The organism is Streptomyces sp. NPDC030893, assembly GCF_055571535.1.
The window spans coordinates 202,398-223,873 of the sequence record NZ_JBVIFC010000011.1 but is presented as its reverse complement, the minus strand read 5'-3'; the positions used below and the strand labels follow the sequence as shown (position 1 = coordinate 223,873).

General features: G+C 73.7%; 20 protein-coding genes and 2 pseudogenes. 11 read left to right on the top strand and 11 right to left on the bottom strand.

Annotated features, from left to right (window positions below):
• Window positions 1-62: 62 nt before the first annotated feature.
• Entirely contained in the window at window positions 63-767 is a 705-nt protein-coding gene (locus tag ACZ434_RS21775) for a GntR family transcriptional regulator (protein ID WP_468458225.1), read from the bottom strand.
• A gap of 127 nt (window positions 768-894) precedes the next feature.
• Here ACZ434_RS21775 and ACZ434_RS21770 point away from each other — a divergent pair, with 127 nt between their 5' ends.
• From ACZ434_RS21770 to ACZ434_RS21750, 5 genes are read left to right on the top strand one after another with little or no spacing between them, the layout of a single operon-like run.
• Window positions 895-2,214, top strand: a complete 1,320-nt coding sequence (locus ACZ434_RS21770; protein WP_468458223.1) for an MFS transporter — start codon at window positions 895-897, stop codon at window positions 2,212-2,214.
• Entirely contained in the window at window positions 2,211-3,056 is an 846-nt protein-coding gene (locus tag ACZ434_RS21765; RefSeq protein ID WP_468458221.1) for a putative hydro-lyase, read from the top strand. Before ACZ434_RS21770 ends, ACZ434_RS21765 begins: the two co-directional genes overlap by 4 nt.
• Window positions 3,057-3,094: 38 nt before the next feature.
• Window positions 3,095-3,853 carry a LamB/YcsF family protein gene (locus ACZ434_RS21760; RefSeq protein ID WP_468458219.1) on the top strand — a complete coding sequence of 253 codons (759 nt, stop codon included), beginning with the start codon at window positions 3,095-3,097 and terminating at the stop codon, window positions 3,851-3,853.
• On the top strand, window positions 3,850-4,479 hold the full coding sequence (locus tag ACZ434_RS21755; RefSeq protein WP_468458217.1) for a 5-oxoprolinase subunit B family protein: 630 nt from the start codon (window positions 3,850-3,852) through the stop codon (window positions 4,477-4,479). Before ACZ434_RS21760 ends, ACZ434_RS21755 begins: the two co-directional genes overlap by 4 nt.
• Window positions 4,476-5,345 carry a 5-oxoprolinase subunit C family protein gene (locus tag ACZ434_RS21750; RefSeq protein ID WP_468458215.1) on the top strand — a complete coding sequence of 290 codons (870 nt, stop codon included), beginning with the start codon at window positions 4,476-4,478 and terminating at the stop codon, window positions 5,343-5,345. The genes ACZ434_RS21755 and ACZ434_RS21750 overlap by 4 nt, the downstream gene beginning before the upstream one ends.
• 5 nt (window positions 5,346-5,350) lie before the next feature.
• Here ACZ434_RS21750 and ACZ434_RS21745 read toward each other — a convergent pair whose 3' ends face one another.
• The 5 genes and pseudogenes from ACZ434_RS21745 to ACZ434_RS21725 form a co-directional block, all read right to left on the bottom strand.
• Complete coding sequence (locus ACZ434_RS21745; protein WP_468458213.1) at window positions 5,351-5,662, bottom strand: hypothetical protein; 312 nt, start codon at window positions 5,660-5,662, stop codon at window positions 5,351-5,353.
• 46 nt (window positions 5,663-5,708) lie between these two features.
• Window positions 5,709-6,037 (bottom strand): annotated as a pseudogene (locus tag ACZ434_RS21740) (glycosyltransferase); the annotation flags it as partial.
• 11 nt (window positions 6,038-6,048) lie between these two features.
• Window positions 6,049-7,075 (bottom strand): annotated as a pseudogene (locus ACZ434_RS21735) (glycosyltransferase family 4 protein); the annotation flags it as partial.
• Window positions 7,076-7,239: 164 nt separating this feature from the next.
• Window positions 7,240-8,658, bottom strand: a complete 1,419-nt coding sequence (locus tag ACZ434_RS21730) for a HEAT repeat domain-containing protein (protein WP_468458211.1) — start codon at window positions 8,656-8,658, stop codon at window positions 7,240-7,242.
• Window positions 8,659-8,958: 300 nt separating this feature from the next.
• Window positions 8,959-9,351: an ankyrin repeat domain-containing protein gene (locus ACZ434_RS21725; RefSeq protein WP_468458209.1), complete on the bottom strand. Its 393-nt coding sequence runs from the start codon at window positions 9,349-9,351 to the stop codon at window positions 8,959-8,961.
• 261 nt (window positions 9,352-9,612) lie between these two features.
• Here ACZ434_RS21725 and ACZ434_RS21720 point away from each other — a divergent pair, with 261 nt between their 5' ends.
• Both ACZ434_RS21720 and ACZ434_RS21715 read left to right on the top strand, forming a co-directional pair.
• Window positions 9,613-9,807 (top strand): hypothetical protein, encoded by a 195-nt coding sequence (locus tag ACZ434_RS21720; protein WP_030832645.1) that lies wholly within the window; start codon window positions 9,613-9,615, stop codon window positions 9,805-9,807.
• A gap of 46 nt (window positions 9,808-9,853) precedes the next feature.
• On the top strand, window positions 9,854-11,578 hold the full coding sequence (locus tag ACZ434_RS21715) for a P-loop NTPase family protein (protein WP_468458206.1): 1,725 nt from the start codon (window positions 9,854-9,856) through the stop codon (window positions 11,576-11,578).
• Between the two features lie 72 nt (window positions 11,579-11,650).
• Here ACZ434_RS21715 and ACZ434_RS21710 read toward each other — a convergent pair whose 3' ends face one another.
• Window positions 11,651-13,150: an SCO1417 family PLP biosynthesis transcription factor gene (locus ACZ434_RS21710; RefSeq protein WP_468458204.1), complete on the bottom strand. Its 1,500-nt coding sequence runs from the start codon at window positions 13,148-13,150 to the stop codon at window positions 11,651-11,653.
• A 101-nt stretch (window positions 13,151-13,251) separates the two neighbouring features.
• Between ACZ434_RS21710 and yczE the strand changes: the two genes are divergently transcribed.
• The 4 genes from yczE to ACZ434_RS21690 all read left to right on the top strand — a co-directional run bounded on the left by yczE (window position 13,252) and on the right by ACZ434_RS21690 (window position 16,739).
• Window positions 13,252-13,917, top strand: a complete 666-nt coding sequence (gene yczE, locus ACZ434_RS21705) for a membrane protein YczE (protein WP_468458202.1) — start codon at window positions 13,252-13,254, stop codon at window positions 13,915-13,917.
• The gene (locus ACZ434_RS21700; RefSeq protein WP_468458200.1) at window positions 13,914-14,681 is read left to right on the top strand and encodes a glycerophosphodiester phosphodiesterase; all 768 of its coding nucleotides are present in this window, start codon (window positions 13,914-13,916) and stop codon (window positions 14,679-14,681) included. Before yczE ends, ACZ434_RS21700 begins: the two co-directional genes overlap by 4 nt.
• 48 nt (window positions 14,682-14,729) lie before the next feature.
• On the top strand, window positions 14,730-16,085 hold the full coding sequence (locus ACZ434_RS21695) for an MFS transporter (protein WP_468458198.1): 1,356 nt from the start codon (window positions 14,730-14,732) through the stop codon (window positions 16,083-16,085).
• 279 nt (window positions 16,086-16,364) lie between these two features.
• Window positions 16,365-16,739, top strand: a complete 375-nt coding sequence (locus ACZ434_RS21690; RefSeq protein WP_003977404.1) for an RNA polymerase-binding protein RbpA — start codon at window positions 16,365-16,367, stop codon at window positions 16,737-16,739.
• Window positions 16,740-16,853: 114 nt separating this feature from the next.
• Here ACZ434_RS21690 and fxsA read toward each other — a convergent pair whose 3' ends face one another.
• The 4 genes from fxsA to ACZ434_RS21670 form a co-directional block, all read right to left on the bottom strand.
• The gene (gene fxsA / locus ACZ434_RS21685; RefSeq protein WP_468458196.1) at window positions 16,854-17,438 is read right to left on the bottom strand and encodes an FxsA family membrane protein; all 585 of its coding nucleotides are present in this window, start codon (window positions 17,436-17,438) and stop codon (window positions 16,854-16,856) included.
• Between the two features lie 76 nt (window positions 17,439-17,514).
• Window positions 17,515-18,453 carry a polyprenol monophosphomannose synthase gene (locus ACZ434_RS21680; protein ID WP_468458194.1) on the bottom strand — a complete coding sequence of 313 codons (939 nt, stop codon included), beginning with the start codon at window positions 18,451-18,453 and terminating at the stop codon, window positions 17,515-17,517.
• A gap of 548 nt (window positions 18,454-19,001) precedes the next feature.
• Window positions 19,002-20,606: an amidohydrolase gene (locus ACZ434_RS21675; protein ID WP_468458192.1), complete on the bottom strand. Its 1,605-nt coding sequence runs from the start codon at window positions 20,604-20,606 to the stop codon at window positions 19,002-19,004.
• A 325-nt stretch (window positions 20,607-20,931) separates the two neighbouring features.
• Window positions 20,932-21,372 (bottom strand): Lrp/AsnC family transcriptional regulator, encoded by a 441-nt coding sequence (locus tag ACZ434_RS21670; protein ID WP_468458190.1) that lies wholly within the window; start codon window positions 21,370-21,372, stop codon window positions 20,932-20,934.
• Window positions 21,373-21,476: the final 104 nt, after the last annotated feature.

Below are 21,476 nucleotides of genomic sequence, written 5' to 3'. Positions count from 1 at the left end.
GCAGATGGGTCCCGGCGTCACGGTTGTCGCACCGCCGCCGGGCGCCCGGCCGGATGCCGGGTTCAGCCGCCCTGCGCGTCCTCCCCCACCCGGCGCCGGTACACCTCCACCACCCGTTCCAGGGAGACGTCGAGGTAGGCCGCGAGCAGTCGCTCGGCCCTCTCCCGGTCGCCGGCCTGCAGGGCTTCGAGAATGGCGACATTGCGCGCGATGTACGGTTCGTGCAGCTTCCGGGGCTCGTCCACCACGTGGAAGGCGAGGCGGAGTTCGGCGAAGACGCTGCGCATCAGCTCGTCCGTGCGCTCACTGGCGGCGAGCGCCACCAGCTCCCGGTGGAAGTGGATATTGGCCGTACCCACTCCTTTCCAGTCACCTTCGCGCGCCGCCCGGCGCCCCTGTTCCACCACCTCGGCGAGCCCGTCGAGCGCGTGGGGCGGGTCGCCCAGGCCGCGCACGACCGCGCACTCGACGAGCCGGCGGGTGCGGTAGATGTCCTCGACGTCCTCGACGGTCAGCACCCGGACGAACACGCCCCGGTTCAGCTCGTGGACGAGCAGCCGTTCGTGCGTGAGCAGCCGGAACGCCTCGCGGAGCGTGTTGCGCGAGACGCCGAGCGCGCCGCCGATGCTGTCCTCCGACAGCCTGGTCCCGGGCGGGAAGTAGCCCTCGGCGATCCGGCTCCTGAGGATGTCCGCGACCCGCTCGGCGGTGCTGGTACGTCCCAACAGGGCACGGTCGTCGGCCAGTCCGCTCAGCTGCTCCGTCATGCCCGGAATGTAATCGCACGCGGAAGAACGAGACAACATGGGTATTGAAGGATCGTTCAACGATCCTCTACCTTGCTGCGCACGGCTCACCTTCCAGCACCCTTCGTCCTCCCTCTGCGAGGTGCCCATGAGCGCGACCCCTCCACCGAAGGCACTGACCGACGCACCGCGTCCCGTACCGCCCGACCTCACGCACGACGACGGGCCGTTGGGCTGGCTGCGCGCGCTGGGGCCGCGCGGCCGGCGCGCGTTCGGCGGCGCTTTCGGCGGGTATGCCCTGGATTCCTACGACTACTTCACGCTGCCGCTGACGATGGTCGCGCTGTCGGCGTACTTCGGTCTCGACAGCGGTCAGACCGGGCTGCTGACCACCGTCACCCTGGTGGTCTCCGCGGTCGGCGGAGCCCTCGCCGGCGTGCTGGCGGACCGCATCGGCCGGGTGAAGGCACTGCTGCTGACCGTCATCACCTACGCGGTGTTCACCGTGGCCTGCGGCTTCGCGCCCAACTACGAGACGCTGCTGGTCTTCCGCGCGCTCCAGGGCCTCGGTTTCGGCGGCGAGTGGGCGGTCGGCGCGATCCTCGTCGCGGAGTACGCGAGCGCCAGGCACCGGGGTCGCACCCTCGGCGCGATCCAGAGTTCCTGGGCCGTGGGCTGGGCGCTGGCCGTGATCGTGTACACGATGATCTTCTCGCTCGTCGACGACGACCTGGCCTGGCGCGTGATGTTCTGGACCGGCGCGCTGCCGGCGCTGCTCGTCGTGTGGGTGCGGCGCAGCGTGCGGGACGCGCCCCGGGCCGCCGCCGCGCGGGAGGCAAGTTCCCGGAAGGGATCGTTCACGGCGATCTTCCGGCCGGCCCGGCCCGGCTCGACGGGACTGCTGCGCACCACGCTGTTCGCCGTGCTGCTCTCCACCGGCGTCCAGGGCGGCTACTACACCCTCGCCACCTGGGTGCCGACGTACCTGAAGACGGAGCGCGGTCTGTCCGTCGTCGGCACCGGCGGCTATCTGACCTTCCTCATCTCGGGCGCCTTCATCGGCTACCTGACCGGCGGTTACCTCACCGACCGGCTGGGCCGCCGGCGCAACATCTGGCTGTTCGCGCTGCTGTCGGCGGTCTGCATCCTGGCGTACACGAACATCCCGAGCGGGGCCGACACCCTGGTCCTGGTGCTCGGTTTCCCGCTCGGCTTCTGCATGTCGGCCATCTTCAGCGGCTTCGGCTCCTATCTGAGCGAGCTGTACCCGACGGCCGTGCGCGGCACGGGGCAGGGCTTCACCTACAACACCGGGCGCGCCGTGGGCGCCGTCTTCCCCACGACGGTCGGTTTCCTGGCCGACAGCTGGGGCGTGGGCGGGGCGCTGGTCTTCGGTGCGATCGGTTACGGCCTCGCGGCACTGGCACTGCTGGGGCTGCCGGAGACGCGCGGGAAGGAACTGGAGTGAAGCACACCGACGACCACACACGGGCCGTCGTGGCCGGCCGCCCCGTGACCCTCGTGGACGAGCACGCGCACGCGTGGAGCCCGCGCACGGCGCGCGCACGCTTCCGGGAGGGCCTGGCGGGCCCCACGGCCGGCGTGGCCGCGGGGTACACACAGGCCAACCTGATCGCGGTGCCCGCCGACTGGGCGTACGAGATGCTGCTGTTCTGCCAGCGCAACCCCAAGCCCTGCCCGGTGCTGGACGTCACCGACGCCGGGTCCGCGACGACCGTCCTCGCCCCGGACGCCGACCTGCGCACCGATCTGCCGCGCTACCGGGTGTGGGAGCACGGCGAGCCGGTGGACGAGCCGACGGACGTACGGGCGCACTGGCGCGGTGACCTGGTGTCGTTCCTGATCGGCTGCAGCTTCACGTTCGAGTGGGCGCTGTCGGCGGCCGGGGTTCCGGTCCGGCATCTCGAGCAGGGGCGCAACGTTCCCATGTACGTGACGAGTTGGCAGTGCCGTCCGGCGGGGCGGCTGCGCGGGCCGATGGTGGTGTCCATGCGGCCGGTGCCGCCCGGGCGGCTGTCCGCGGCGATCCGGGAGAGCAGCCTGCTCCCGGCGGTGCACGGCGGTCCCGTGCACTGCGGCGACCCCTCGGGGCTGGGCATCGACGACCTCGGCCGGCCGGACTTCGGCGACCCGGTGGACTTCGAGCCGGACGACATCCCGGTGTTCTGGGCCTGCGGTGTGACCCCGCAGGCCGCGGTCATGGCCTCCCGGCCGCCGTTCGCCATCACGCACGCACCGGGGCAGATGTTCCTCAGCGACGCCCGGGACGAGCAGTTCCGCGTGGGGTGAGAGACCCGCGCGGCCCGAACAGGAGATACGAAGAACCCATGATCTCGATCGATCTGAACGCCGACCTCGGCGAGGGCTTCGGCCGCTGGCGGCTCACCGACGACGAACGGTTGCTGTCCGTCGTCACCAGCGCCAACGTGGCCTGCGGATTCCACGCCGGGGACGCGGCCACCATGCGCCGGGTGTGCGAGCTCGCGGCCGGGCGCGGGGTGCGGATCGGCGCCCAGGTCTCCTACCGGGACCTTGCGGGCTTCGGGCGGCGGGCGATGGATGTGCCGCCGGCCGAGCTGGCGGCCGAAGTGGCCTACCAGATCGGCGCCCTGGAGGTGTTCGCCCGCGCGGCGGGCTCGCGCGTGTCCTACGTCAAACCGCACGGGGCGCTCTACAACCGGGTCGTGCACGACGAGGAACAGGCCCGCGCGGTGGTCGACGGGGTGGTCCTCGCGGACGCCGGACTGCCGGTCCTCTGCCTGCCCGGTTCCCGTCTGCTGGAACTGGCCGGGAAGGCGGGCCTGCCGGTGGTCACGGAGGCGTTCGCCGACCGGGCGTACACGGACGCGGGCGCGCTGGTGCCCCGCCGCGAGGAGGGCGCCGTGGTCACCGACCCGGAGTCCGTCGTGGCGCGCTCGGTGGACCTGGCCCGCCACGCGCGGGTCGGCGCACGGTCGGGGCGGCGCATCGAGGTGCGGGCACGCTCCCTGTGCCTGCACGGGGACACGCCCGGCGCGGTGGATCTGGCACGGCGGGTGCGGGCGGCGCTGGAGGCGTCCGGAGTCCGGGTGGAGGCGTTCGCATGAGGGTGCTGCCCGTCGGCGCGGACGCCCTGCTCGTCGAGGTGTCCTCCGGCGACGAGGCGCAGGCGCTCCACGCGGAGCTGCTGCGGCGCCGCACGGAGGGTTCGCTGACGGCGGGTGAGATCGTCCCCGCGGCCCGTACGGTGCTGCTCGACGGACTGTCCGAACCCGCCCGGGTGGCCGCCGAGCTGACCGCCCTCGAACTGCCGCCCGTGCCCCCGCGCGCGACGGGGACGGTGGAGATCCCGGTGTGCTACGACGGGCCGGACCTGGCCGATGTCGCCGCGCACTGGGGTGTTCCCGCGCGGGAGGTGGCCCGGGTCCACGCGGCCGCCGAGTTCCGTGTCGCCTTCTGCGGTTTCGCACCCGGTTTCGGCTATCTCACGGGTCTGCCGTCGCGCTACGACGTGCCCCGCAGGCCGACTCCGCGCACGGCCGTCCCCGCCGGTTCGGTGGCGCTGGCGGGGCCTTACACGGGCGTGTACCCGCGTTCCTCACCGGGCGGCTGGCAGCTGATCGGCACGACCGGCCTCGTGCTGTGGGACCACGCGCGGGTGCCGGCGGCGTTGCTCTCCCCCGGCACGCGCGTGCGCTTCGTCCCGGTGACGGCGACGGGGCGGGCGGCATGACGGACCGTGCGCTCGCCGTCGTACGGGCGGGGGCCCTGACCACGGTGCAGGACCGGGGCCGCCCCGGCCACGCGCACCTCGGCGTGCCCCGCTCCGGGGCGTTGGACGGGCCCGCCGCGGCACTCGCCAACCGGCTGGCGGGCAACGCGCCGGACGCCGCCGTGCTGGAGACGACCGTCGACGGCTGCTCCGTACGACCCCGTTCGGCGGTCACGGTGGCGGTCACCGGGGCTCCCTGTCCGGTGACCGTGGACGGCCGCCCGGCCGCGTGGGGCGCGCCCGTGGGCGTGCGGGCCGGTTCCGTGCTCGACGTCGGGGCGGCGGTCCGCGGAGTGCGCTCCTATGTGGCGGTCTCCGGCGGGATCGCCGTCGAAGCGGTGCTCGGCAGCCGCTCCACGGACCTGCTGTCGGGCCTCGGCCCGGCCCCCCTCACGGACGGCGCCGTGCTCCCCCTCGGGCCTTCGCGGGACGTCCACACGCGCGTGGACGTCGCCCCGCAGCCGGCGCCCCCGGCCGAACTCGTGCTGCGCGTCGCCCTCGGCCCGCGCGACGACTGGTTCACCCCCGAGGCGGTGGAGCTGTTCACGGCACGCACGTACCGGGTGTCACCGGCGGCCAACCGCATCGGACTGCGCACGACCGGGCCCGCGCTTCAGCGGGCGAGGGGGGAGGAGCTCCCCAGCGAGGGCATGGTGCTGGGCGCGGTCCAGGTGCCGCCCGACGGCAGGCCGGTGGTCTTCCTGGCCGACCACCCGACCACCGGGGGCTACCCGGTGATCGCGGTCGTCCACGGCGCCGACCTCCCGGCCGCCGCCCAGGCCCCGCCCGGCACCCCGGTCCGCTTCGTCGCCGTACGACACCGCTGAAGGCCTCACACCGTGCCGGGACGTCGTCCCCCCGGCGGGAGCGCGGCCAGTGCGGTCGGGACGGCGGCGGAGGCCCGCGGGTCGAGGCGGCTGCCGGTGCCCCGCGCGTGGTGACGCATGTCGTCGGCGGCGAGGGCGAGCAGGTGCGGGAGCAGGTCGGCGCACCGGCGGGCCACCCAGCCGGTGCCGGCCTTGGCCGGCCACTGGGCGTTCGCCCACCTGGTGGGAGCCGGGGAGCGGGGCTCGGGCGAAGGTTGGTGAACCGTACGGGTCCGGCCGCCGGCGACGGCGCGAGGACCGCGGCCCAGCCCTGCCATCCGTCGCCGGCCCGGTTCCCCGACGCCCTCGGTGAGCGAATCACCTGACGCGGGCCCGCCGTGCCCACCGGCCGGTCCAGCGCAGGGTCGTACGGTCGCAGACCTCGAGCCGGTCGGGGGCCAGGTCCGCGAGCAGGCCGGCGACGCGCCGCCGGTCGGTGAGCACCCCCGGTAGCCGCCGGTGCCGGGCAGCAGCAGGCCCGGCAGGGTGATCACCCTGCCCTGTTCGGTCTCCTGGTCGCTCTCCCGCTCACCGGGGACGACGAGTACGGGCCGGTGTCCTGCCGCCAGGTAGCCCCTGCCGAGCTCCCGCAGCGCGGTGCGCAGCCCTCCGGAGGCGGGGGGCACGAAGTTCGCCAGGCGCACGATCCGCAGTGCCCCGGTCGTGCCGCCACCGCCGTCCGGGGCCCGGCGAGCACGTCCGCGTGGTACCCGATCAGCTGGTCGCCGACGGCCGCCCACGTGCGTCCCTCGACGGCGGCGCGCCCGGCCGTCCCGTAGGCGGCCCGCCCTCCGCGGTCGGCGGCCAGGGCGCGCACCGCGTCGCGTACGGCGGCGGGGTCGCGGGGCGGGACCAGCAGTCCGGTGCGTCCGTGTGCGACGAGGGCCAGCGGGCCGCCCACCGCGGGCGCGACGACGGGTACTCCGCTCGCCATCGCCTCCTGCACGGTCTGGCAGAAGGTCTCGCAGGGGCCGGTGTGCGCGAAGACGTCCAGCGAGGCGAAGATCCGGGCGAGGTCCTCACCGGTGCGGCGGCCGAGGAAGGCCGCGCCGGGCAGGGCCCGCTCCAGCGCGGGCCTGCCCGGTCCGTCGCCGACGACCACGAGCCGCACTCCGGGCAGTCCGCAGACCCCGGAGAGCAGCTCGGCCGGCTTCTCGGGGGCGAGCCGGCCGACGTAGCCGACGAGGAGTTCGCCGTTCGGGGCGAGGTCGCGGCGCAGCGCGTCGTCGCGCAGGCCGGGCCGGAAACGGACGGTGTCCACACCGCGCGGCCACAGTCCGACCCGGGGCACGCAGGGCGCCTCCAGGGCACGCAGGGCGGCGCCGGACGGGGCGAGGGCGAGGTCGGCGCCGCCAGGCCGCCGCTTGGCCCGCGCCCCATATACGTACGGGCGTATCCGGCGAGGTCGGTCTGGTAGACGGCGACGGGGAACGCCGAGGCGGGCGGCGGCGGTCATGCCGCGTACGCCGAGGAGGAACGGGCCGGCCAGGTGGACGACGTCGGGCCGGTGCGCGGCGATGGTGGCTGGGGAGCGCGCCCCGGACCTGGGGGTAGCCGGGCAGCGGGAGGGAGGGGACGCGGACGACGGGGGCGTGGCCGCGGTCGACGAGGTGCCGGGCGGTCTGCAGGGCGCAGTGGGCCACGCCGTTCACATCGGGGGGAAAGGACTCGGTGACGATGACGACACGCATACCGGGTTGTCGCCGCGCCGGACGTGGCTACGTCCGGCGCCGCTCTTTCCGGGCGGGGAACGTGCCGTGAGCGTTGCGCGCCCCCGGCCGGGCGGGTCGGACGGTGTCCACGCCCGCCCGGCCCGCGGTTCGTCCGGCGTTCACGCCGTGCGTGCGCCGGCGGGTCACACGGCGGTCTCCTCGGGACCGATCCGGCTGCGTACGGCGGTCTGGACCTCGGCCTCCTCGGCCGGATCGGCGGCGAGGCGGCGCAGACGGTCCACGACCCGGGTGTCGCCGGTCTCGGCGTGCCGGGCGGCGACCTCGCGGGTGGTCTCCTCGCAGTCCCACAGGCACTCGACGGCGAAGCCGGTGCCGAAGGAGGGGTCGGTCGCGGCGAGGGCGCGGGCGGCCCTGCCCCGCAGGTGGGAGGAGGCGGTCTCGCGGTAGATATGCCGGAGCACCGGGGCGGCGCAGGCGATGCCGAGACGCCCGGCGCCGTCGACGAGGGTCCACAGGGTGGGGGCGTCGGGACCCTCGCCCCGTACCGCCTCCCGGAGCGCCGCGAGGACGGGGGCGCGGTCCTCGCGGCCGCCGCGGCAGGCGAGGACCCGGCCGGCGGCGGCGCCGAGCGGGTCGGGCCGGCGGGCCCAGCCGCGCGCCCGGTCGACGGCGGCCAGGCTGCGCATGCGTTCGAAGGCGTCGACGGCGGCCTCCACGACGGGCGCGGAGCCGGTGGCCACGGCGCGTTCGATCAGTGTGAGGGCGTCGGGATCATCGCTGTCGGCGAGGTACCTGAGCGCGGTGCACCGGGCTCCGTCGGTGCCGTCCTCGGCGGCCCGGAGGATCTCGGGCCGGTCCTCGGGGCCCGCGACGGCGGAGAGACAGCGGGCGGCCGGTACGTGGAGGGCGGCGCCGCGCTCCATGCCTTGCTGAGCCCATGCGAACACCGCTTGCACGCTCCAGCCGGGGCGTGGCCCGGTGGGGCGCATCTGTCGCTGCCAGCGGTCGAAGCAGCCGGTCTCCTGGGCGGCGCGCACACGGGTGGCGATGGACCGGCGCGGGTCGTCGGCCCACAGCCGCCAGGGCCGGGGTTCGAAGGCGTCGCGGACGGTGACGGCCAGCTCCGCCTCGCCCTCGGCGTCGGTGGCGAACCGGGCGAGGACCGGGGCGGCGAGAGCGCGCAGGCCGGCGTCGTCGTCCCGGAGGGCGAGTTCGTCCAGGGCCCAGGCCCAGTTGGTGCCGTGGGCGGCGTACCTGCGCAACAGTTCCAGGGCGTCCCGCCTGCCGTAGGAGGCGAGATGTCCGAGGACGGCCAGGGCGAGCCCGGTGCGTGACTCCTCGGGGTCGAGGACGTCCTCGGGGTCGAAGAGGTGGGCCTCGATCGCGTCCAGTTCGCCGTGCAGATCGAGGTAGAGGCGGGCGTAGTAGAGGGAGCGGTTCTCCACCTGCCAGTCGTGGCGCGGGTCGCGCAGCACACAGTGGTTCAGCGCCGCGAGCGCTTCGGATCGCGGGGCGGTGAGCGCGTGCAGCGTGCCGTCGCCGCGGCCCCGCTGGAGCAGGCCGAGCAGCGTACCGCTGGGCGCTATGACCGGATCGAACATGGGAAACAGCCTCACATCAAGCGTCGACGCAACCGGGGACGTGCATTACCTGGCCGCGTGACAACACGTCGGGGCGCCCGCCGTTTCCTGCTTGCTGTAGACCATCTCTCTCTGCCTCTCGTCGGTGGCCCATGCGGGCCGCATCACGGCCCGCGCGGTGCGGCAACACCTGCCCAGCCATCGCGTCCGTGAATCACGTCGTCATGATGACCCGGCGGTCACATCCACCGCGACCGAAATTTCGGCGGCCCTGTACCGCCTCCCCCGTTTTCCGTGTCGTCGCTGGTCGGAGCGGGTCGGTCAGTGTTCGCCGAACAGCTCGAGCACGTCCGTGCGGGCGAACATCCGGGCCGTGTCGACGGCCGAGGGGGTGCCGGCGGACGGGTCGGCGCCGCCCTTCAGCAGTGCCTCGACCACCTCGGTCTCGCCCTTGAAGACCGCCCCCGCGAGTGGTGTCTGACCGCGGTCGTTGACGCGGTCGGCGTCGGCGCCGCGCTCCAGCAGCGCGCGCACCGCCCCGGCGTGGCCGTGGTAGGCGGCGAGCATCACGAGCGAGTCGCCCCGGTCGTTGGTGAGGTCGGCCGGGACACCCGCGTCGACGTAGGCCACGAGCTCCTCGGTCCGGCCGCGCCGGGCCAGGTCGAAGATCTTGGTCGCCAGCTCCACGACTTCGGGGTCGGGGGCTTCAGTCATCGCCGGACCGCCTCTCACTGCACAGTTTCACGCATGGGGGAAGGGACGTAGGTCTGCGAGCGGTGCAGAGCCGTACGGGTGAATCGCCAGCGTACTGGCTCGCGCGGCACATGAGCGGATGTGCCCGCGGTAATGATCACGGCAGACCCGTCCGAGGGTAATCACCGGAAATCCACCCAGTTGCACCTTTTATCGTATAGATACATTCTGTGATCCTGGAAGTACTCATGGTGACTGTCCCCGCGAACCAGGAGAACCCACATGATCATCTCTATCTCGTGCGTGGTGCTGCTCGGCGTCGTCGTCTTCATCTTCTTCCGCAAGGACGGGCTGAAGGCGTCGCACGCCCTGGTGGCGATGCTGTTCGGCTTCTACCTGGCCAGCACGGCCATCGCTCCCAGCATCAAGGCGGGCGGCGAGAGCCTGGCCGGCCTCCTGGGCGGGTTCAAGTTCTGACCCGCCCCGACCACGCCCCGCCCGTACGCACCCTCTGGAGACAGCAGTGGCCCGGCGCCCCCTCCCCCGCATCCTCAGCAACGGCAGCGCGCAGCTCGCCCGGAGCCGGGAGCTGGCCCGGACGGCGGCCGACAGCGCCACCGATGTCCTCCACCCGCTGATCACCATCACGCGTGGTCTGCGCCGGCTGGCCTCCGCCGGACGGCGCAGGTGGGCCGGCACACCCAAGGACAGACGCGGCGCGCTGCTCTTCCTGGCGGCGTCGGTCGTACTGGTCGTGGCACTGGCGCCGTACGGTCCGCTGCTCGCCGTCATCACCCTGATGGCGGCGGCGGCCTGGCAGGGCCGGGACCGCGGCCCCGCCGTGCCGGAGGGACCGGGCGCCGAGCAGATCCAGCGCCTGAAGTGCCTCTACGAGGCTCTGGTGCCCTACTTCTCCACCGCCGACGACCCGGAACCGCTCTACGCCCACGGCGGCGACTGGCAGAAGACGTTCTCCGAGTACGAGTTCGACGGCACCGGCCGCGTCACGCACCTCGTCATCGCCTACCCCGCCTACTTCACCGACGGCGAACCGGAGTCCCGGGCGCGCATCGAGCATCTGCTCGGCGCCAAATCGGGGCGCGGCCGCGAGTACCACTTCGTGTGGGACGAGGAGGGCAACCAGCTCACGGTCCGCGTCCTCGCGCCCCTGCCCACGGACATCGCCGCGCAGCCCTTCGTCACGGCTCCCGGCGAGACGGTCCTCGGCTTCACCGACCCGATCCGGGTGCAGCGGACGCTGCCGCTCACCCACGGCGCGCACGGCGAGGAGCAGCGCGACGTGCCCCCCGTGGTGTGGCGCACCGGCATCCGCTCCACCGAGCCCCACCTGCTCGCCGCCGGCCAGCCGGGCAGCGGCACCTCGACCCTGCTGCGCTCCATCGCCCTGCAGGCCCTCCACCACGGTGACGTGGTGATCGTCGACGGAGGCGGCACCGGCGAGTACGCCTGTCTCACCGGCCGGGACGGAGTGCTCGCCGTGGAGTGCGGACTGACGGGGGCGCTGACCAGCCTGGAGTGGGCCGCGCACGAGACGGAGCGCCGGCTGATCGCCGCGAACCGTGCCCACCAGGCGGGCGATCCGCCGCCGGAGGACACCAGGCGCCCCCTGTGGCTGCTGCTGGACCGGCCGAGCGCGTTCACCCACCTGGCCGCGGCGGACGGCCGCACGGACCCCCAGTCCCTGCTCCAGACCCCGCTGCGGCACGGCCGCCCGGCGAACGTCACCGTGGTCGTGGCCGAACAGTTCGACAGCCTGGAGACCCTCATCGACCCCGTGCGGCAGCACACGCGCGCGCGTGTCGTCCTCGGCCCCGCGACGGCGGAGCAGCTGGAGGCCGTCCTCGGGGCACCCCCGCACACCACACCGGTCGACCAGGTCCCGCCGGGGCGCGGCTTCGCCCGCCTCGGTGCGGGGCCGGTGCACCGCCTCCAGGTGCCGGCGACACCGGACCCGTACGACGACGCGACCAGCGACGCCCACCGGCAGGCGGTCCTCGACCTGCTGCCGCCCCGGACGACCCCGGCGGACGAGGAGCCGGAGCGGCTGGAGGCCGGGGCGGCCGAGGCGGCCGTGGTGCTCACGGAGTCCGTGCGGCTGGAGAAGGTGACGGTGGACAAGGTGCCTGCGGGCGCGGTGTCCGCCGAGGCGGAGGGGCCGGCGGCCACGGTGCCCGCCGGCGCGGAACCGGCGCCCGAGGGGGCGGCGGTCGCCGAGTCGTCGTCCTGACGGGCCGCTGGGCGGGCGCGGCCGTGCGGCACACTGCTCCGGCCCTCCCCCGCCCCCGGAACCGGTGCCCGGCTACGCGACGAAGGTGCGCGGAGCGTCCGTGCCGGTCGTGCCGCCGGATTCGACGAGGCGGGCCGCCGCCGCGAGGCGTACCGCCGCCTCCTCGGCCACGGCACCGCCCACGGTGAACGGCAGCCGCACATAGCCCTCGAACGCGCCGTCCACCCCGAAGCGCGGTCCGGACGGCACCCGTACGCCGACCCGCTCCCCCGCCTCGGCCAGCCGTGAGCCGGAGAGGCCGCCGGTGCGGACCCACAGCGTGAGCCCGCCGCGCGGCACCTCGAACTCCCAGTCGGGCAGCTCCCGCCGCACCGCGCTCACCAGTTCGTCCCGGTTCTGCCGGGCCTGGGCGCGCCTCACCTCGACCGCCTGCTCCCAGCCGCCCGTCCCGAAGAGCCAGTTCACCCCCAGCTGTTCCAGCACGGGCGTGCCCAGATCGGCGTACGCGCGTGCGGCGACGAGACTGCGGATCACATCGGGGGCGGCGCGGACCCAGCCGATCCGCATCCCGGCCCAGAAGGCCTTGCTCGCCGAGCCGACCGTGATCACCGTGGACCCGGCCGGGTCGAACGCGCACACCGCGCGCGGCATCTCCACGTCCGCGTCGAGCCACAGCTCGCTCATGGTCTCGTCGGCGACCAGCACCGTCCCCGCGGAGCGTGCCGCGTCCACCAGCCGGCGCCGCTGGTCCTCGTCGGCGAGCGCGCCGGTCGGGTTGTGGAAGTCGGCGACGACGTACGCGATCCGGGGGGCTGCCTCCCGCAGCACCTGGCGCCAGCGGTCCATGTCCCAGCCGGTCAGTCCCTCGGCCATGGCGACGGGGACCAGACGGGCGCCGGCCTCCCGCATCAGCTGGAGGATGTTGGCGTACGAGGGCGACTCGACGGCGATGCGTTCGCCGCGTCCGCCGAAGAGGTGGCAGATGGCGTCGATGGCGCCCATGGCACCCGTGGTCACCATGATCTGCTCCGGCATGGTCGGGATGCCCCGCGCGGTGTAGCGGTCCGCGATCGTGGAGCGTAGGGCGGGGAGCCCGGCGGGGTAGTCGCCGTGGGTGTGCGCGTACGGCGGAAGTTCCTCCAGGGCGCCCTGGACGGCCCGGGTGAGCCATGGTTCGGGGGCGGGGAGCGCGGCGCAGCCGAGGTCGATCAGCGAGCCGAGGGCCTCGGGCGGCAGCGGTTCCAGTCCCCGCGCGGGGACCGGGTTGCCGGCCGGGACCGCGGTCCAGCTGCCCGCGCCACGCCGTGACTCCAGGAAGCCCTCGGCGCGCAGTGCCTCGTAGGCGGCGGCGACGGTGGTGCGGCTGACGGACAGCGAGAGGGCCAGTTCACGCTCGGCGGGCAGCCGCGCGGCGACGGGAACGCGCCCTTCCAGCACCAGCAGGCGGACGCCGTCGGCGAGCGCGCGGTAGGCGGGCGGGCGCCGGGCGCCGGGCGCGGCCGGGCGGTCCTGCTGGGACGTGAGCAGCCGGGAGAGTTGCGCCGCCCCCACCGCCGAGGTCCACTGCGCCATAGGAATCAGTCCACCTTCCCCGGATTGGCCATGGATGACATGGCCGGTCACGCCCCAGGGTGTCATGCGTCGGTCCACTTCCACCACAAGGGGGGCACGTCTTGGCCAGGTACTCGTCCCGGCGGGGGCATCTCGCACGCCGGCTGTTCCAGCTGTACGCCGGGCTCGCGCTGTACGGGGCGAGTTCGGCGCTGCTGGTGCGGTCGGGGCTCGGTCTGGAGCCGTGGAACGTGCTGCACCAGGGTCTGTCGGAGCGGACCGGGCTGTCGATGGGGGTGGTGCTGACGATCACGGGCGCGGTGGTGCTGCTGCTGTGGATCCCGTTGCGTCAGCGGCCCGGCCTCGGCACGGTCTCCAACGTGCTGGTGATCGGCGCGGCGATGGACGCGACGCTGGCCGTCGTCCCGGACGCGCACGCCATGGCCGTACGGGTACCGCTGATGGCGGCGGGGATCGTGCTGAACGGCGCGGCGACGGGGCTGTACATCGCGGCGCGCTTCGGCCCCGGGCCGCGTGACGGCCTGATGACGGGGCTGCACCGGCGCACCGGGGTGTCGGTCCGTCTGGTCCGTACGGCCATCGAGGTCGCGGTGGTGGTCACGGGCTTCCTCCTCGGCGGCACGGTGGGCGTGGGCACCCTGCTCTACGCGGTGACGATCGGCCCGCTCGCCCAGTTGTTCCTGCGGGCCTTCGCCATCCCCTCGGCATCCGACGGCAGCACGCCCGTTGCCGCCGGTCGACCGCCGCAGGCGATACTGCGTCCGTGACCCCGCGGATACGCCACCCCTATCTCGACCATCCCGGCCCGATCGCCTTCGCCCACCGGGGCGGCGCGGCGGACGGCCTGGAGAACACCGTCCGGCAGTTCCGGTGCGCCGTCGAGGCCGGCTACCGGTACATCGAGACCGACGTCCACGCCACGCGCGACGGCCGGCTCGTCGCCTTCCACGACGCCACCCTCGACCGGGTCACGGACGGCGGGGGCCGGATCGCCGACCTGCCGTGGCGCGACGTGGCGCGGGCGCGGGTGGCGGGGGAGGAACCGGTCCCGCTGTTCGAGGAGCTCCTGGAGACGTTCCCCGAGGTGCGCTGGAACATCGACGTGAAGGCCGAACCGGCCCTGCTGCCGCTGCTGGACCTGATCGAGCGCACCGACTCCTGGGACCGGGTGTGCCTCGGCTCGTTCTCCGAGGCCCGCGTGGTGCGCGCGCAGCGGCTGGCGGGCCCGCGGCTGGCCACCTCGTACGGGACCCGGGGCGTGCTGAATCTGCGGCTGCGGTCGTGGGGGCTGCCGGCCGCGGAGCGCCGGTCGGCCGTCGCCGCGCAGGTTCCCGAGGAACAGTCGGGCATCCGGGTGGTCGACCACCGCTTCGTACGGACCGCTCACGCGCGCGGGCTGAAGGTGCACGTGTGGACCGTCAACGAGCCGGAGCGGATGCACCGGCTCCTGGACCTGGGAGTCGATGGCATCATGACCGATCACATCGACACACTGCGCAAGGTCATGGAGGACCGCGGCATCTGGGTCTGAGACCCCGCGCCGTCGGCTCCGCGCGTTCACGGGGAAGCGAGGGCACGGGTGAACACCGACACCGTGCGGTCGGCGGCGGGGGACGATGCCGCCGACCTCAGGCGCGAGCAGCGCGGCTGGTATTTCTACGACTGGGCCTGTTCGGTGTACTCCACGAGCGTGGTCACCGTCTTCCTCGGCCCCTATCTGACCTCGGTCGCCGAGGCGGCGGCCGACGCGGACGGGTTCGTCCACCCGCTGGGCATACCGGTACGCGCGGGGTCCTTCTTCGCCTACGCGATCTCCCTGTCGGTGATCCTGGCGGTCCTGGTGATGCCGCTGGTGGGCGCCGCCGCCGACCGCACCGGCCGCAAGAAGCCACTGCTCGCGGCCGCCGCGTACACGGGGGCCGCGGCCACGGCGGCCATGTTCTTCCTGGACGGCGACCGCTATCTGCTCGGCGGTTTCCTGCTGATCGTCGCCAACGCGGCGCAGTCCGTGGCGATGATGCTCTACAACGCCTATCTGCCGCAGATCGCTCCGCCCGAGGAACGCGACGCGGTCTCCTCGCGCGGGTGGGCGTTCGGATACGCGGCCGGGGCCCTGGTCCTCGTCCTGAACCTCGTCCTCTACACCGGCCATGAGAGCTTCGGGATCTCCGAGGGCATGGCGGTGCGCATCTGTCTGGCCTCGGCCGGCCTGTGGTGGGGCGCCTTCGCGCTGGTGCCGCTGCGCCGGCTGCGCGACCGCCGTGCTCCCGCGCGGGAGGCGGGCAAGGGTGCCCTGCCGGGGTTCCGGCAGCTCGCGGCGACCGTCCGCGACATGCGCCGGCACCCCCTGACGCTCGCCTTCCTGCTGGCGTACCTGGTCTACAACGACGGCATCCAGACGGTGATCTCCCAGGCCTCGGTGTACGGCTCGAAGGAACTGGGGCTCGGCCAGTCGACGCTCATCGTGGCCGTGCTGCTCGTGCAGGTGCTGGCGGTGGCGGGCGCGCTGGCACTGGGCCGGCTGGCGCGGCGGTACGGGGCGAAGCGCACGATCCTCGGCTCCCTGGTCGCCTGGACGGTCACCCTGGCCGCCGGGTACTTCCTGCCGGCCGGAGCCCCCGCCTGGTTCTTCGTACTGGCCGCCGGCATCGGACTGGTCCTCGGCGGCAGCCAGGCGCTGTCCCGCTCGCTCTTCTCCCATCTGGTGCCGCCCGGCAAGGAGGCCGAGTACTTCTCGGCGTACGAGATCAGCGACCGCGGGATGAGCTGGCTCGGGCCGCTGCTGTTCGGACTGACCTACCAGCTCACGGGCAGCTACCGGGACGCGATCATCTCTCTGGTGGGCTTCTTCGTCCTGGGGTTCGTACTGCTCGCGCGGGTGCCCGTGCGGCGGGCGATAGCGGACGCCGGCAACCCGGTTCCCGAACGGATTTAGCACTCGGCACGAAAGGGCGGTAGTGTACGCGTTTGGCCTGCCAGGCGTACCGTTACTGCGCGTCAAAGATGCCGAAACGCTGTGTGACATCTGCTAGCAGATGTGACAAACCGGGCGTCGGTGGGTACGGCAATGGTTGACAAAGGCTGCGGCTACGACGGCGACGCAGGACCCGGGTCAGGACCTGGAACGGGAATCTTTACCGCCGACCGGACGTTGACCGGATGACGACGACAGCGACACCTGTCCTGTGGGCGACAAGCCCGGGAGGCACGATTCATGAGTGAGCGAGCTCTTCGCGGCACGCGCCTCGTGGTGACCAGCTACGAGACGGACCGCGGCATCGACTTGGCCCCGCGCCAGGCCGTGGAGTACGCATGCGAGAAGGGGCACCGCTTCGAGATGCCCTTCTCGGTCGAGGCGGAGATCCCGCCGGAGTGGGAGTGCAAGGTCTGCGGTGCCCAGGCACTCCTGGTGGACGGCGACGGCCCCGAGGAGAAGAAGGCCAAGCCCGCGCGTACGCATTGGGACATGCTGATGGAGCGGCGCACCCGAGAGGAGCTCGAAGAGGTCCTCGAGGAGCGTCTCGCCGTTCTGCGCTCCGGTGCGATGAACATCGCGGTTCATCCCCGGGACAGCCGAAAGTCGGCTTGATCCCGGCAGATCCGGGCGGAAGCACGATCGCACAGCGGTACAGGACCGTGGGCGCCGTAGAGATACGGCGCCCACGGTCCTGTGCGCGTTCGGACCGCCGGCGGGCGGGCCGTCCTACCGCGTCAGCGGCGGGGGCGGGCCCTGCGGGGTGTCGTCCTGCGCGCTTCCGGGTTCGTCGCGAATGACCTCGCCCTGCACCACCTTGCCGTCGGGCCGGTGGATCCGGGACCGCTGGAAGGCGCCGCCCAGGGAGCCGTGCGCGGCCTCACGGAGCTTGCGCTCGAAGGTGCGCTCCGCGTAGCGGCTGACGGCCTTCTGGACCGGCGGCACCAGCAGGAGCAGTCCCAGCGCGTCCGAGACGAGACCCGGGATGATCAGCAGCAGACCGCCGAGCATCATCAGGCCGTTGCCCTCGCTGTTCGGCCGGGGCTCGGGCGTGGCCATGCCGCTCTGCTGCTGTTGCAGCGTCTCGGTGAGGTTCTTGAACGCCCGCCGGCCGGCCCGCTTGATGACGACCGAGCCGGCGACGACACCGCCCACCAGGATCAGGAAGACCACCAGGCCGTTCGACGCCCCGGCGACCAGGGTGAGGAGCCAGATCTCCAGAACGAGCCACGCGGCGACGGCCAGCGGCAGGAAGCCGCGCAGCCGCGAGCGCCGGGGCCGGACGGGTCGGGGGGTCTGAGCGCCAGTCGTCATGTCCCCAGTGTGCCTGGGCGCGGCTCAGTGCGGGATAAGCGGGGTGAGGGGCGCCCAGCGGGTCTGCCCGGCCCCGCTAGGACTCCGGCTGCTTGGCGCCCGACGCGGGCTCGGCCTTCTCGGTCTCCGGACCGGCCTTCTCGGTCTCCGGACCGGCCTCCCCGGTCTCCGGACCGGCCTTCCCGGCTTCCGGAGCGGGCTGCCGCGCGCCGGGGGCGGGCTGCTTCTCGTCGCCGCGTCCCAGGACCTTGCCGACGCGCTCCCCCACGCCCCACGCGGTGACCCGCCACAGCGCCTCGACGAGGATGTCGCGGCTCATCTTGGAGTCGCCGAGTTCGCGTTCGACGAAGGTGATGGGCACCTCGACGACGTGGTAGCCGGCCTTGACCGCGCGGCGGGCCAGATCGACCTGGAAGCAGTAGCCCTGGGAGGCCACGTCCTGGAGGCCCAGGCCGGTCAGGGTCTCGGTGCGGAAGGCCCGGAACCCGCCGGTGATGTCACGCAGCGGCAGATCGAGCGCCACGCGCGAGTAGAGGCTGCCCCCGCGCGAGATGAACTCACGGGACTTCGGCCAGTTCACCACCCGGCCGCCCGGCACCCAGCGCGAACCGAGCACCAGGTCGGCGCCCTTGAGGGCGGTCAGCAGACGGGGCAGTTCCTCGGGCTGGTGGGAGCCGTCGGCGTCCATCTCGATCAGTACGCCGTAGCCGTGCTCCATGCCCCAGCGGAAGCCGGCGAGGTAGGCCGCGCCCAGGCCCTCCTTGCCCTTGCGGTGCAGCACCTGGACCTGGTCGTCCCCGGCGGCGAGTTCGTCGGCGAGTTTGCCGGTGCCGTCGGGGCTGTTGTCGTCGGCCACGAGCACGTGCGCCTCGGGGACGGCCTTGCGCACCCGGCCGACGATCCCCTTGATGTTCTCCGCCTCGTTGTAGGTCGGGATGATCACCAGAGCCGTGCCGAGCGGGCCGAAGTTCCGCCCCTGGGATCCCGCCGCGTGGGTCCCGTCGCCGTCGTTCACTGCTGCCCCTTCGTGTCCTGTCCGCAGGGTCCCACCATAGTCGTCGGGGCCTGCGTCGACGTGACAGGACGTTCGTATGGTGGTGTCGTTTTCCGAAGATCGGGTAGTGATCCGCTTCTGGGCTGTGCCGCGGGGCGGTGACGGCGGCGGATGGGGGCCCGGCGCCCTTCGGGCCGGCCTGGGATCCGCCGGCTGCGGATCGACCTGAAGCCGTTGTCTACTGAGCGCCCGGGCCCCACCCGGGGTCACACCTCCCCGACCGGCTGGAACATTCCCTCGGTACTGCGCCGGCGCTGAGCCTGGCTCCCAGTGGCGGTGCCCCGGTGCGGCACACCGTCCCTGACCCAGCGGCGCTGACACGAGTGGCCGGAAGTTCTCCGGGCGGGCGTCCGGTGGTGGACCCGGCAGAACCTACCGGCCCCCTGCGGCCGCCTGTCAACAGTCGTTTGACCTGCGTAATGGCGCTCAAATGCCTGGTCAGGGGCGAGGATGCGCAGGTCGCGAGACAGGGGCGCGGCGCATGATCGCCGCCGCGCCCGCGTCGTAGATCACTCGCCCGGCCGTACGAACACGGTGCGCCCGCCGACCACCGTGCGCAGGCAGACGGGCAGGTCACGGCCGGGAGTGAGGTCGGGCAGACCGGGGGTGCCGGAGCGGGGGTCGGTGGACCAGCGCGCCACCCGGTCGTCCGGCGCCTGGACGACGAGTTCGCCGGTGCGCCAGACCGCGTAGTCGGCGGGCGCTCCGGGTACCAGGACACCCGCGTCGTCGCGTCCGACGGCGCGCCAGCCGCCGCGCGTGTGAGCGGTGAACGCCGCGCGGACGGAGACGCGGTGCTCCGGGGTCCGGTGGAAGGCCGCGGCCCGGACGGTACCCCAGGGATCGAGGGGGGTGACGGGGCTGTCGGAACCGAAGGCGAGCGGGACCCCCGCGCGCAGCAGCGCCGCGAACGGGTTCAGGGAGCGGGCCCGCTCCCGGCCCAGGCGCCGGGCGTACATGCCCTCCTCGCCGCCCCACAGGGCGTCGAAGGCGGGCTGCACGGAGGCGGTCAGACCGAGTTCGGCGAAGGCGGCGATGGTGTCGGCGGTGAGCATCTCGGCGTGCTCGACGCGGTGCCGGGCGGCGCGGACGCGGGCGAGGCCGAGCTTCCCCGCGGCGGCGCGCACGCCGTCGACGACGGTGCTCACCGCGGCGTCGCCGATGGCGTGGAAGCCTGCCTGGAGACCGGCCTCGGTGCAGGCGACGACATGGGCCGCCACGGCGTCCGCGTCCAGGTGCGCGGTGCCGGTGTGGCCGGCGTCGGCGTACGGCTCGTGCAGACAGGCGGTGTGCGAGCCGAGGGCGCCGTCGGCGAACAGGTCTCCCGCGGCGCCGGTCGCGCCCAGCTCCCGGGCCTTGGTGACGTCCTGCTCGGCCCAGTAGCCGACGACGCGCGGGCCGCTCTCCTCGGCGGCGAGCCGCAGCAGTGCGGTGAAGTCGTCCTCGGAGGAGATCTCCGGGCCGCCGCACTCGTGGACCGTGCCGATGCCGAGGGCGGCGGCGTGGGCGAGGGCGGCGCGCTGGGCCTCGGTGCGCTGGGCCGGTGTGACGGCGGCCAGCGCGGCGGCGCGCACCGCGTGATGGGCGTCTCCGGTGAGCGGCCCGTCCTCGCGCGCGGCCTCGCCCCCCACGAGGTCGAGCAGCGCGGTGGTGACGACGGCGGAGTGGACGTCGATCCGGCTGAGGTAGAGGGGACGGCCGCCGGTGGCCTCGTCGAGTTCCGCGCGGGCCGGGGGCCGGCCGCCGGGCCAGCGGGCGGCGTCCCAGCCGTGCCCGAGCAGGACCCGGTCGTCCGGGCGGGCGGCGGCGAATTCGCGGACGCGGGTCAGGGCGGCCTCGAGCGAGGGGGCGGTGGACAGGTCGAGTCCGGTGAGGGCGAGACCGGTGGCCGTGGTGTGGACGTGCGCGTCGGTGAACGCGGGGGTGACCAGTGCGCCGTCGAGGTCGATCACCTCGTCGACCCCGTCCGCGAAGGCGTCGGCGGCGCCTTCGGAGCCGACCCAGGCGACCTGGCCGCGCTCGACGACCATCGCTGTCGCGAAGGGGTCGGCGGGGCTGTGGACCTCTCCTCGGCGGAGCAGGGTGGTGTGGGGCGGGGTGGGGCGTTCGCTCATGCGTCACAGTGTCGCGTGTCGCGGGGAAGTGGGAGGTGGCGGGGTGCGGGCCAGGGGGCGCGGCCGGTGTTGCGGGGTGCGACCGGGTTGGTGGGGGCCGGGGGTGGTGGCGCAGCCCGGCGCTTGCGGGGTGCCTCCCCCACTCTCGGCTTCGCTCGAGCGGGAGGTGCCCCCATGAGCGGGAGGTGCCCCCACCGCCCACCCGTGCCGCTGGGGGCACCTCCCAGGCCCTCGAGGCACTGGGGGAGGCACGACTGCCCGCGGGAATGGAAGGGGGTGGCGCGCGGAGGGCGGCGGCCTACCTGTCCGCGAGGGACGGGGGTCGTCAGATGCGTGGGGGGCGGGACTCGTAGGGGGTGGAGAGGACGACTGTGGTGCGGGTCGAGACGCCGGCGAGGGAGCGTACGCGGGCGAGGAGTTCCTCCAGTTCGTGCGGTGTGGACACGCGCACCTTGAGGATGTAGTTCTCGTCGCCCGCGACACTGTGGCAGGCCTCGATCTCGGGGACGCCGGCGAGGCGTTCCGCGATGTCGTCGGGGGCGCTGGGGTCGAAGGGTTTGACCGAGATGAAGGCGGTCATGGGCAGGCCGACGGCCTCCGGGTCGACGACCGCGGCATAGCCGCGGATGACACCACGCTGTTCCAGCCGGCGCACCCGCTGGTGCACGGCCGACGTGGACAGGCCCGTGGCCTTGCCCAGGTCTGTGTAGCTCATCCGCCCGTCCTCGACGAGCAGCTGCACGATCTGTCGGTCCAGCTCCTCCATGGCGCAAGAACCTACAGTGCACTTGATCGCCTCGGATACCTGAGCGAGGTGCCTGAGTTCGCCGCACCGGGCACCTGCGAGCGGCATGTGACGAACGACACAGC